Source organism: Kitasatospora phosalacinea (genome assembly GCF_000716545.1).
GTDB classification, from domain to species: Bacteria; Actinomycetota; Actinomycetes; order Streptomycetales; family Streptomycetaceae; genus Kitasatospora; species Kitasatospora phosalacinea.
Map to the genome: position 1 here is coordinate 98718 of NZ_JNWZ01000033.1, position 12160 is coordinate 110877.

Annotated in this window: 9 protein-coding genes and 1 tRNA gene; 5 read left to right on the top strand and 5 right to left on the bottom strand. The window is 74.7% G+C overall.

The annotated features are described in order from the left end of the window. Nucleotides 1–4 precede the first annotated feature (4 nt). Complete coding sequence (locus OO48_RS18265; protein WP_033217473.1) at nt 5–2077, bottom strand: SpoIIE family protein phosphatase; 2073 nt, start codon at nt 2075–2077, stop codon at nt 5–7. A 180-nt stretch (nt 2078–2257) separates the two neighbouring features. Here OO48_RS18265 and OO48_RS38390 point away from each other — a divergent pair, with 180 nt between their 5' ends. After that, entirely contained in the window at nt 2258–2413 is a 156-nt protein-coding gene (locus OO48_RS38390) for a hypothetical protein (protein WP_157845484.1), read from the top strand. 39 nt (nt 2414–2452) lie between these two features. Here OO48_RS38390 and OO48_RS18270 read toward each other — a convergent pair whose 3' ends face one another. Next, nucleotides 2453–4234: an AMP-binding protein gene (locus OO48_RS18270; RefSeq protein WP_033217475.1), complete on the bottom strand. Its 1782-nt coding sequence runs from the start codon at nt 4232–4234 to the stop codon at nt 2453–2455. 300 nt (nt 4235–4534) lie between these two features. Here OO48_RS18270 and OO48_RS18275 point away from each other — a divergent pair, with 300 nt between their 5' ends. Both OO48_RS18275 and OO48_RS18280 read left to right on the top strand, forming a co-directional pair. Beyond that, nucleotides 4535–6373, top strand: a complete 1839-nt coding sequence (locus OO48_RS18275; RefSeq protein WP_245194703.1) for a glycoside hydrolase family 13 protein — start codon at nt 4535–4537, stop codon at nt 6371–6373. Continuing rightward, nucleotides 6370–8019: an alpha-amylase family protein gene (locus OO48_RS18280; protein WP_033217477.1), complete on the top strand. Its 1650-nt coding sequence runs from the start codon at nt 6370–6372 to the stop codon at nt 8017–8019. Before OO48_RS18275 ends, OO48_RS18280 begins: the two co-directional genes overlap by 4 nt. Nucleotides 8020–8068: 49 nt before the next feature. Here OO48_RS18280 and OO48_RS18285 read toward each other — a convergent pair whose 3' ends face one another. Beyond that, entirely contained in the window at nt 8069–8440 is a 372-nt protein-coding gene (locus OO48_RS18285; RefSeq protein WP_033217479.1) for a low affinity iron permease family protein, read from the bottom strand. A gap of 58 nt (nt 8441–8498) precedes the next feature. Continuing rightward, nucleotides 8499–9512 (bottom strand): SDR family oxidoreductase, encoded by a 1014-nt coding sequence (locus OO48_RS18290; protein ID WP_033217481.1) that lies wholly within the window; start codon nt 9510–9512, stop codon nt 8499–8501. Nucleotides 9513–9691: 179 nt separating this feature from the next. Here OO48_RS18290 and OO48_RS18295 point away from each other — a divergent pair. Next, a tRNA-Ala gene (locus OO48_RS18295) sits at nt 9692–9766 on the top strand. Between the two features lie 111 nt (nt 9767–9877). Then, a complete protein-coding gene (locus OO48_RS18300) occupies nt 9878–11272 on the top strand; it encodes an SDR family NAD(P)-dependent oxidoreductase (protein ID WP_033217482.1) in 1395 nt (464 codons plus the stop codon). 109 nt (nt 11273–11381) lie between these two features. Here the strand turns inward: OO48_RS18300 and OO48_RS18305 are convergent, their stop codons facing one another. Continuing rightward, entirely contained in the window at nt 11382–12143 is a 762-nt protein-coding gene (locus tag OO48_RS18305; RefSeq protein WP_033217485.1) for an SDR family NAD(P)-dependent oxidoreductase, read from the bottom strand. Nucleotides 12144–12160: the final 17 nt, after the last annotated feature.

The following is a 12160-nucleotide window of genomic DNA, read 5'->3' on the forward strand; positions in this document are numbered from 1 at the left end:
GGGGTCAGAGCTCCTGCTCGGCCCAGATGGTCTTGCCGCGCGGGGTGTGCCGCGTCCCCCAGTTGCGGCACAGCTGGGCCACCAGCAGCAGGCCGCGGCCGCCCTCGTCGTCGTTGCGGGCGCGCCGCAGGTGCGGGGCGGTGCTGCTGCCGTCGGATACCTCGCAGATCAGCACGCCGCCGTCCCGGATCAGCCGGAAGCCGATCGGCGGCCGCCCGTAGCGGACGGCGTTGGTGATCAGCTCGCTGACCACCAACTCGGTGACGAAGGACGCCTCTTCGATCCCCCAGTCGGCGAGTTTCGCGGTCGCCAGCTTGCGGGCCCGGGCCACCTCGGACGGGTCGTGGCGCAGCTGCCAGTCCGCGACGTCCTGGGTGTGCAGGGCCCGGGTGCGGGCCAGCAGCAGGGCGACGTCGTCGCTCGGGGCGTCCGGGCCGAGGGTGGAGGAGAGCACCTGGTCGCACAGGTCCTCCAGCGAGCCGATCGGGGCGGCGAGCGCCGATCCGAGCCGGTCGAGGCCCAGTCCGGGGTCGCCGCGCAACTCGGAGGCGCGCAGCAGGCCGTCGGTGTACAGGGCCAGCACGCTGCCCTCGGGCACCTCCAACTCGGCCGCCTCGAACGGGAGTCCGCCCAGGCCCAGCGGCGGCCCGGCCGGGAGTTCGGGGAAGGTCACGGTGTTGTCCGGGCCGACCAGGGCCGGCCCGGGGTGCCCGGCCCGGGCCAGCGAACAGGACCGGGTGGCCGGGTCGTACACCGCGTACAGGCAGGTCGCACCGACACTGCTGCCGGCCCAGGCGGTGCCGCCCTCGGGCAGCTCGTCCAGATCCACCCGCAGCACCAAGTCGTCCAGGTGGGTGAGGAGTTCGTCCGGCGGCATGTCGATGTCGGCGAGGGTGCGCACCGCCGTGCGCAGCCGCCCCATCGCGGCCGAGGCGGGCACGCCGTGGCCCACCACGTCGCCCACCACCAGGGCCACCCGGGCGCCGGACAGCGGGATCACGTCGAACCAGTCGCCGCCGACGCCCTCCCGGCCGCCCGCCGGCAGGTACCGGAAGGCGACCTCCACGGCGGCCTGCCGGGGCGTCCGGCTGGGCAGCAGGGAGCGCTGCAACGCCAGTGCGGTGTCGCGCTGTTGGGTGTACTGGCGGGCGTTGTCGACGGAGAGCGCGGCGCGCGCCGTCAGCTCGGTGGCCAGCAGCAGGTCGTCCTGGTCGAACGGCTCCGGCGTGCGGTGCCGCAGGAAGATCGCCACCCCGAGCGTGGTGCCGCGGGCGGTCAGCGGCACCAGCAGCGAGGAGTGGATGCCGAACTCCTTGGCCAGCCGCTCCCGTTCGGGCTCCTGGGCGAGCCAGGCGCGGATCTCCGGATCCCGGTAGTCGGTGCGCAGCGGACGGCCCGAGGACAGCACCCGGGCCATCGGCGAGTCCGGGGCGATCACGTCCCCCCGGCCGGACAAGGTCGCCGACTCCGGGCTGCCCGGCAGCACCGACCGCTGGGCGACCCGGTAGAACACCAGCCCCGCGCTGGTCGGCGGGCCGCCGCCGAACACCGAGTCGAGCAGGTCGACACCCACGAAGTCCGCGAAACCCTCGATCGCGACGTCCGCCAACTCCTCTGCGGTGCGCTCCACTTCGAGCGTCGAACCGATCCGCAGCCCGGCCTCGCCGAGCAGCGCCAGCCGGCGCCTGGCTCGCTCCTCCGGGGAGCCCTGCGCGGAGGCCGAGGCGAGGGCCGGCAGCGCGGCCGCCTCGGTGGTCAAGGGCTGCAGGGGCCGGGCGGACACCACCCAGACCGGCTCGCCGCGCGCCGTCCGCACCGGGACCACCCCCAGTTCGACCTCCACCGTCTCGTCCTCGGACCGGTGCAGCCGCACCATCCCTCCGAACGGCGCGTGCCGAACCACCGCACGCAGCAAGGCGATCGGCACCCGGCCCGCCAGCAGCTCGACGGCCGGCCGCCCGAGCACCCGGCCCGTCCCGAACCCGGTCAGCCGCTCGGCCTCCGCCGACCAGCCGGTAACCACCCCGCCGCCGTCGACCGTCGCGGTCGCCGCCCGGCCCGGAACCCTAGTCGCCATGTCCGTCCATCCCCTCTCGGAGGCAGCAACCGCCAGGCCGTCGCCCCTCAGCATCGCCCCCCGGCGTGACCGCCTCAAACCGCCACGCCGTAGCACCGCCCGGCCGGAGCGGTCGGCGCCCCCGCTGACGGGGAGACCAGTGGTGGGCGGGGAGCGGCCGACGACGGGGGAGCAGCAACCATGGCAGCGGTAGCCGGCGGGCCGCGGACGGTCACCCTCGACCACTCGCACGACGCGACGCTCGCCCTCGCCGTCCGCGACGCGCTCGGTCTCACCGACCCGCTCGGCGGGACCCACCGCCCGGCGGACCGGCAGGTCGGGCCCGGGGCCGCGTAGTTCCCGGGTGCGGCCCCGGGCAGGGGGATCGGCGGCGGGTCAGGCGTCCTTGAGGCCGGGGAAGTCCTCTTCCCAGAACTCGCGCTCCCCACGGAGCGGTGCTCCGGCGGCTCCGGCGGTGCTCTCCGCGCCCGCGTGCCGCTCCTGTTCGCGGCCGCGCAGTTCGATGCGGCGGATCTTGCCGGAGATGGTCTTGGGGAGGTCGGCGAATTCGAGGCGGCGGATGCGCTTGTAGGGGGCGAGCCGCTTGCGGGTGAAGGCGAGGATGGACTGGGCGGTCCCGGCGTCGGGTTCGTGGCCGGGGGCCAGGATGACGTACGCCTTGGGGACGGAGAGCCGCAGCGGGTCGGGGGAGGGGACGACCGCGGCCTCGGCCACCGCCGGGTGCTCGATCAGGACGCTCTCCAGCTCGAACGGCGACAGCCGGTAGTCGCTGCTCTTGAACACGTCGTCGGCGCGGCCCACGAAGGTGTAGTAGCCGTCGGCGTCGCGCTGGGCGACGTCCCCGGTGTGGTAGCGGCCGCCGGCCGTGGACGCGGCGTGCCGCTCCGGGTCGTCCTGGTAGCCGGCCATCAGTCCGAGCGGCGCGGACGCCAGCGGCAGGCACAGCTCGCCGTCGACGCCCTCGCCGGTGATCTCCTCGCCGGTGACCGGGTCGACCAGGACGACGTCGTAGCCGGGCAGCGGGCGGCCCATCGAGCCGGGTTTGACCGGCTGCCCGGGGGCGTTGCCGATCTGCGCGGTGGTCTCGGTCTGGCCGTAGCCGTCGCGCAGGGCGACGCCCCAGGCCCGTTCGATCTGCTCGACCACCTCGGGGTTGAGCGGTTCGCCCGCGCCGACGAGTTCGCGCAGCGGCGGCCGCCACTGTCCCAGGTCCTCCAGCAGCAGCATCCGCCACACGGTGGGCGGCGCGCAGAACGAGGTCACCCGGTGGCGGACGAGCGCGTCCAGCAACGGCCGGGCCGAGAAGCGCGGCTGGTTGACGATCAGGATCTCCGCCCCGGCGTTCCACGGGGCGAAGAAGTTGCTCCAGGCGTGCTTGGCCCAGCCCGGGGAGGACACGTTCAGGTGGACGTCGCCCGGCCGCAGGCCGATCCAGTACATCGTCGAGAGGTGGCCGACGGGGTAGGAGCGGTGGGTGTGCTGCACCAGCTTGGGCCGGCTGGTGGTGCCGGAGGTGAAGTAGAGCAGCAGCGGGTCCTCGGCCCGGGTGGGCCCGTCCGGGGTGAAGCCGCCGGTGTGCTCGGCCGCCCCGGCGTAGTCCACCCAGCCGGGGACGGGCTCGCCGACCGCGATCCCGGTCCAGTCGCCCTCCTGCCCGGCGAAGTTGGGGGTGAGCGCGGACTCGGCGACCACGTGCCGCACCCGGCCCCGGGAGAGCCGGTCGGCCAGGTCGTCCGCGGTCAGCAGGGTGCTCGCCGGGATGACCACCGCGCCCAGCTTGATCGCCGCGAGCATCACCTCCCACAGCGCCACCTGGTTGCCCAGCAGCAGCAGGACCCGGTCGCCGCGCGCCACGCCCCGCTCGCGCAGCCAGCCGGCCGTGCGGTCGGAGCGCTCGCTCAGCTCGGCGAAGGTCAGCGCCGTCTCGTGCAGCAGGGTGCCGTCCGCGTCCAGGTCGACGACCCGCAGGGCGACCGCCTCGTTGCCCGCCGCCTCGACGTCGAACCAGTCCAGCGCCCAGTTGAAGTACTCGCCCGCGGGGCGCGGGAAGGCACGGGCGGCGTCGAGGTCGCCGCGGGTGCGCAGCAGGTGGTCGCGCGCGGCGCGAAAGTCGCGGTGCGCGGCGGAGTTCCGTCGGTCGGCCGTGTCCGGTGCCATCTTGTCCGTCCCTGCGTCTCCCGCCCCGGCCGCCGCCTCGTTGCCCGGCCGCGGGCATACCGGCACGCTGCCAGCTCCTGTGATCATCGGTCAAGGGCGACACCGCATGTCACCGCCGGTGCGCCCGGCTCCCCGGCCCGCACCCGCCGTCCCGCTCCCGGCCGGGCGAAACCGGGCCGGTGGATCCGGCGCCAGCGGGAAGGAGGGGGCCGTGGCCGGTGGGATCGACGCGGAGGACGGGAGGGGACGGGCACGGTGACCGAGGACGACAGAGACGACAGGAACGACAGGGGTGATCCGGTGGACCGGCAGGACGGGAACGCGGTGGAGACGGGGGCGGACGGGGACGAGGCGTGGTGGAAGTCCGCGGTCGTCTACCAGATCTACCCCCGCAGCTTCGCCGATTCGAACGGCGACGGGGTCGGCGACCTGGACGGCATCACCTCCCACCTCGACCACCTCGTCGAACTGGGCGTCGACGTGCTGTGGCTGTCACCGGTCTACCCGTCGCCGCAGGCCGACAACGGCTACGACATCAGCGACTACCAGGACGTCGACCCGCTCTTCGGCGACCTGGCGGCGTTCGACCGGCTGCTGGCGGCCGTGCACGCCCGCGGCATGCGGCTGGTGATGGACCTGGTGGTGAACCACACCTCGGACCGCCACCCGTGGTTCCAGGAGTCCCGCGACCCGGCGAGCCCCAAGCGCTCCTGGTACTGGTGGCGCCCCCCGCGCGAAACCGTCGACCCGAACGCCGCCGACCCGACCGCCGTCGACCCGACCGCCGTCGACCCGACCGCCGTCGAGCCGCCCGCCGCCGAGCCGAACAACTGGGGCTCGTTCTTCTCCGGCCCGGCCTGGACGTACGACGGGGCGTCCGGCGCGTACTACCTGCACCTGTTCGCCCCCGGGCAGCCGGACCTCAACTGGGAGAACCCGGAGGTCCGCCAGGCCGTGTACGCGATGATGCGCTGGTGGCTGGAGCGGGGCGTGGACGGCTTCCGGATGGACGTCGTCAACCTGATCTCCAAGGACCCGGCCCTGCCGGACGGCCCGCTGCGCGGCGACGGCCTGTACGGCGACGGCTCGCCGTCCTACCTCTGCGGCCCGCGGGTGCACGAGTACCTCCAGGAGATGCACCGCGAGGTGTTCGCCCACCACCCGGGCCGACTGCTGACGGTGGGGGAGATGCCGGGGGTGACGGTCGAGCAGGCCCGGCTGTTCACCGATCCGGCGCGGGTCGAGGTGGACATGGTCTTCCAGTTCGAGCACGTCAGCCTGGACCACGGCCCCGGCGGGAAGTTCGACCCGCGGCCGCTGCGGCTGACCGACCTGAAGGCGTCCCTGGCCCGCTGGCAGCAGGGCCTCGCCGACACCGGCTGGAACAGCCTGTACTGGAACAACCACGACCAGCCCCGGATCGTCTCCCGGTTCGGCGACGACGGCCCCCGCCACCGGGTCCGCTCCGCGACGATGCTCGCCACCGTCCTGCACCTGCACCGCGGCACCCCGTACGTCTACCAGGGCGAGGAACTGGGCATGACCAACGCCCCGTTCGCCTCGATCGGGGACTTCCGCGACATCGAGGCGCTCAACCACTACGCGCAGGCGCTCGCGGCCGGGCAGGAGCCGGAGCGGGTGCTGCGCGGGCTGCGCGCCATGGGCCGGGACAACGCCCGCACCCCGATGCAGTGGGACGCCACGCCCGGCGCCGGGTTCAGCACCGGCACCCCGTGGATCGCGGTCAACCCGAACCACACCACCGTCAACGCCGCCGACGCCCGGCGCGACCCCGGCTCGGTGTACCACCACTACCGGCGGCTGATCGCCCTGCGCCACAGCGAACCGGCCGTCGTGCACGGCGACTTCACCCCGCTGCTGCCCGAGGACGAGCGGGTGTACGCGTTCACCCGCCGCCACCGCGGCACCACCCTGCTCGTCCTCGGGAACTTCACCGGCGAGCACGTGCCCGTCGACCTGCCGCCGCACTGGCGGGGAGCCGAACTGGTCCTGGGCAACCTGCCCGCCGCCGGCGCCGAAGGCCCCGCCGGCCCCGGACCGGGCACCACCACCGTCCTGGCGCCCTGGGAGGCGCGCGTCCACCGCATCACCGCCACGGCAGGAGAGAGCACCCGATGAGACTGACCGAGACCGCCGACCTGTGGTGGAAGAACGCGGTGGTGTACTGCGTCGACGTCGAGACCTTCCAGGACGGCAACGGCGACGGAGTGGGCGACTTCGTCGGCCTCGCCCAGCGGATCGACCACCTGGTGCGGCTCGGCGTGACCTGCCTGTGGCTGATGCCCTTCCACCCGACCCGCGAACGCGACGACGGCTACGACATCACCGACTACTACGCCGTCGACCCCCGCCTGGGCACCCTCGGCGAGTTCACCGAGTTCGTCCGCACCGCCCGCGACCGGGGACTGCGGGTCATCGCCGACCTGGTCGTCAACCACACCTCCGACCACCACCCGTGGTTCCAGGACGCCTGCTCCGGCCGGGACGCCCGCCTGCGCGACTGGTACGTGTGGTGCGACACCCCGCCCGAGGACGGCCCGCAGGGGGTCACCTTCCCCGACGCCGAGCAGAGCCTGTGGCAGTACCACGAGCCCACCGGCCAGTACTACTTCCACCGCTTCTACAAGGAGCAGCCCGACCTCAACATCACCAACGCCGAGGTGCGCGACGAGATAGCGCGGATCATGGGCTTCTGGACGCAGCTGGGCCTGTCCGGGTTCCGGGTCGACGCGGTGCCGTTCCTGCTGGAGACCGCAGGACAGGTGGACGCCGACAACCTGCCCGACCCGCACGCGTACCTGGCCGACCTGCGGGCCTTCCTCGGCCGCCGCAACGGCGAGGCCATGCTGCTGGGCGAGGTCAACCTGCCCTACGACGAGACGCTCAGGTTCTTCGGCGACCCCGCCTCGGGCGGCGACGAGCTGACGATGTGCTTCGACTTCATCGGCATGCAGCGGATGTACCTGTCGCTGGCCAGGCAGCAGGCCGCCCCGCTGGCCGACGCGCTGCGCGGACGCCCGCAGCCGCCCCGCAACGCGCACTGGGCGACGTTCGTGCGCAACCACGACGAACTCACCCTCGACAAGCTCTCGAAGTCCGAACGCGACGAGGTCTTCGCCGCGTTCGGCCCCGAGGCCGACATGCAGCTGTACGGCCGGGGCCTGCGCCGCCGGCTGCCCCCCATGGTCGGCGGCGACCGGCGCCGGATCGAACTCGCCTACAGCCTGCTGTTCACCCTGCCGGGCACGCCGGTGCTCTTCTACGGCGAGGAGATCGGCATGGGCGAGAACCTCGACGCCGACGGGCGGCTCGCCGTCCGCACCCCCATGCAGTGGACCCCGGAGCCGACGGCGGGCTTCTCCGACGCCGACCCGGCCCGCTACCCCCGGCCGCTGACCCGGGGCGCCTTCGGCCCCGAACGCGTCAACGTGCGCGACCAGGCCCACGACCCGCACTCGCTGCTGGCCCGGATGCGCTCCTTCGTCCAGGGCTACCGCGAGGCCCCCGAACTGGCCTGGGGCCACTGCGAGATCCTCGACACGGGCGACCCCGCCGTCCTCGCCCACCTCAGCTCCACCGGGGACGGCGCCGTCCTGGTGCTGCACAACTTCGCCGACCGGCCGGTCACCGCCACCGCCGCCGGAGCACCGGACGGCCGGCTGACCGACATCCTCACCGGAGCCACCGTCGAACGGGCGGCCGGCGCGCCCCGCGTCGAGCTGCCGCCGTACGGCTACCGCTGGCTGCGGGTCGGCGAACCCTGACCCGCGGTCCCGGGTCGGCCCGTTCGAGGGCGGGCCGACCCGGCGCCCCTCAGACCCGCTCCTCCAGCCGGATCGCCTCGCGCAGCTCCCGGTGCGCCCGGTCCCCGTCGCCCGCGTGCTGCTCCAGCAGGGCCGCGGCGATCGCGTCCAGCTTGCGCTGCAGCGCGTGCTCCGCGCGGCGCTCCGCGTTCTTCAGCAGCGCCAGCAGCACCAGGGTGACGGCGGTCATCACGTCACCCGCGAGGATCTGCCACTCGGTCGACAGGCCCAGCGCGTGCACCACGAAGAAGCCCGCCACCAGCAGCAGGCAGAACACCGAGAACACCGGCGAGCTGCTCAGGTTGGACGCGGTCTCGGCCAGCCGCTCGAACCGGCCCCGCCCGCCGTCGGTGCGCTCGGCGGGGTGCGGGAAGACGCTCATGCCGCCCTCCCCGTACGGTGGTTCGCCGGTGCGTCGGCCCGGCGCCGGTGCGCGCCCGTCACCGTCGGCGCCCGACGCGCGCGCCGAGGACCACGGCGGCCGCGGTGGCGGCGACGGCCCCGGCGACGGCGGCCCGGTGGGTGGTGGCCCACAGCTGCGGGCTCCGGGCGCTGGAGTCACCGGAGAAGCGGCCGCGCGCGCCGTAGTCCTCCCGGTCGTCCGCGGGCTTCCACAGGTTGGCCGGGTCGTCGCCCCCGCGCGGCTGGTCGGTCTGCTGCGAGCCGAGCCCGGTCCGGGCCAGGTAGCGGTCCAGCAGCCCCGGCACCACCGCGTTGGCGATCAGGGTGGCGGCCGTGCTGCCGCCCACCCAGTACTCGCGCCGCTCCGGGTGGTCCGCCGCGTGGACGACCGCCCGGGCCGCCACCTCGGGCTGGTAGATCGGCGGGACGGGCTGGGCGCGCTTCGGCAGCCGGGAGAGCACCCAGTCGAACTGCGGGGTGTTCACGGCCGGCATCTGCACCATCGTGGTGCGCACCCCCGAGCCGGAGGCCAGCAGCTCGCAGCGCAGCGCCTCGTGCCAGCCCTGCAGGGCGTGCTTGGCCCCGCTGTAGGCGCTCTGGTACGGGATGCCCCGGTAGGCGAGGGCGGAGCCGACGTGCACGAGCGTCCCCCGGTCGCGCGGCAGCATGCGGCTCAGCGCGGCCCGGGTGGCGTACACGTAGCCGAGGTAGGTCACCTCGGTGACCCGGCGGAACTCCTCCGCCGAGATCTCGGTGAAGGCGGCGAAGACCGAGGTGAACGCGTCGTTCACCCAGACGTCGATCGGGCCGAGTTCGCGCTCGACGCGTTCGGCGGCGGCCTCGACGGCCCCCGGATCGCTGACGTCGGCCTCGATCACGACGGCCGTCGTACCGGCCTTCCGGGCCTCGGCGGCGGCTGCTTCCAGCCCCGCGCTGCCACGGGCGATCAGGGCGAGGCGGTCCCCGCGCGCGGCGAACGCCTCGACGCACGCCCGCCCTATTCCTGCACTGGCGCCGGTGATCACCACGACGCGTGAAGTGGGTGCGGTCATGCCCTGTGGTGTGTCCGGTACTTCGCACCGCAAACCGGTCGACCGGGCGCGCCGCCCGGCACGCCGCCGGATCCCGAGCGGGCGCGACGGGCCGCGGCGGGGTGCGACGGAGTGCCCGAGGGGGCTGCGGAAATCCGTTTCCGCCCGTTCCCGACCTGCCGTTAGGATCACTGCCACCTCCCGGGCGTGGGCGCAGAGGCAGACGCGCCGCCATGGCATGGCGGAACACGCCGGTTCGAATCCGGCCCCCGGGAGGCCCGGACGACGGGCCCCGTGGCGCAGCGGCGGACAGGCCGCACCGCCAGGCCCCGTCCGGCCGGGCCCACCCTCGTCGCCCCGCACCACCACCCCCGGAGGACCGCCCGATGAGCACGCCCCCGTCCAGCCTCCGGGAGGAACCGGACGAGGCCGAACTCGCCGCCTTCGAGCGGACGTTGAGCCGGCTGTGGGCCCTGCCCCCGGACCACCCGGTACGGCTGCGGGCCGAGCGCGGCGCCGAGTCCCTCGTCCGCGACGGCCGGCACGCCCGCCGCCGCGCCCGCCGCACCGAGACCGCCCGGGCCGACGCCGCACTGATCGGCGCCACCGCCACCGGCGCCACCGGCCGCCGCGAGGACGCCCCGCTGCCCACCGCCGCCGGGCACGTCCCGATCGGCGAACTCGCCCGCCCGCAACGCTGTTACGTCTGCAAGCGGCACTACCGGCAGGTCGACGGCTTCTACCACCGGCTGTGCCCCGACTGCGCCGCCGACCACACCGCCCGCCGCGCGCTCAGCACCGACCTGACCGGGCGGCGGGCGCTGCTCACCGGCGGACGCGTCAAGATCGGCTTCCAGCTGGCCCTGATGATGCTCCGCGACGGCGCCGAACTGATCGTCACCAGCCGCTTCCCGCACGACACCCTCGCCCGCTTCCGGGCCGCCGGGGGCAGCGGGGGCTGGCTGCACCGGCTGCGGATCGTCGGCATCGACCTGCGCGACCCGCGCCAGGTCCTCGGCCTGTGCGAGCAACTGCGCGCCGAGGGGCGGCCGTTGGACGTCCTGGTGAACAACGCCGCACAGACCCTGCGCCGCCCGCCCGAGTCGTACGCGCTGCTGGCCGCGGGGGAGCACGGCACGGTGCCCGCGCAGGTCGCCCACGCGCCCGGGTTCCGCCCGATGCCCGCGCTCACCGCCGCCTGGCCCGCCGCCGAACTGGCGCCCGGGAAGAGCGGGTCGGCGCTCTCCGGGGTCGACGCCGGGTCCGTCGACGAGGCCGGCCTGCTGCCCGACACCGCGCCGCACAACTCCTGGTCGGCGACGCTCGGCGGGCTCGACCCGGCCGAGGTGCTGGAGACCCAGCTGGTCAACGCGCTCGCCCCGGCGCTGCTCTGCGACCGGCTGCTGCCGCTGCTGGAGGCCTCCCCGCACCCGTCCCGCTACATCGTCAACGTGACGGCGGTGGAGGGCCGTTTCGAGGTCCGCAACAAGACGGCGGGCCACCCGCACACCAACATGGCCAAGGCCGCGCTCAACATGCTCACCCGCACCAGCGCCGCCGAACTCGCCGGGCGCGGCGTCTACATGTGCGCCGTCGACACCGGCTGGATCACCGACGAGAACCCGGCGCCCAAGAAGTCCCGGCTGGCCGACCGCGGGTTCCGCACCCCGCTGGACGTCGTCGACGGCGCCGCCCGGGTCTACGACCCGATCGTCCGGGGCGAGGCCGGGGAGCCGTTCGCGGGCGTCTTCCTGAAGGACTACCGGGTGGCGCAGTGGTGATCACCGCCCCCACCGCCACGGTCCCGTGGCGCGGATCCGGCCGGCCCCGCCACCGGGGGCGCCCCGCCACCGGGAGCGCCCCGCCGTCGCGGAGCGGCGGCCCGGTGGTTCAGCGGGCGGCCATCCGCAGCGCGCCGTCCATCCGGATGGTCTCGCCGTTCAGGTAGTCGTGCTCGGCGACCATCGCGACCAGCCGGGCGTACTCCTCCGGGCGGGCCAGCCGCTGCGGGAAGGTCACCGTCGCGGCCAGGCCGGAGCGGACCTCCTCGGAGAAGCCCGCCATCATCGGGGTGTCGACGATGCCGGGGGCGATGGTGACCACCCGGATCCCGTACTGCGCCAGGTCCCGGGCCGCCGTGATGGTCATCCCGGCCACGCCCGCCTTGGACGCCGCGTACGCGATCTGCCCGACCTGGCCCTCGAAGGCCGCGATGGACGCGGTGTTGACCACCAGCCCGCGCTGTCCGGCCCCGTCCGGTTCCTGCGCCGACATCGCCTCCGCGGCCAGCCGCATCACGTTGAAGGTGCCGACCAGGTTGACGTTCAGCACGCCGCGGAACAGGTCCAGGTCGTGCGGGCCGCGTCGGCCCACCACCCGCGCCGACGGGGCGACGCCCGCGCAGCTGACCGCCAGCCGCAGCGGACGGCCGCCGGCGGCGACCCGTTCCAGTGCCTCGCGCACCGGCCGCTCCTCGGTGACGTCCGCCCCGATCAGGGTGACGCCGTCCGGCTGCGCGGGGGCGGACTCCACGGCCTTGGGCAGGTCGAGGCCGTACACGGTGGCGCCGAGCGAGGCCAGGTGGGCGGCGGTGGCCGCGCCCAGGCCGGAGGCGGCGCCGGTGACCAGGGCGGCGGTGCCGGAGAGCTGCATGGTGGAACGTCCTTCCG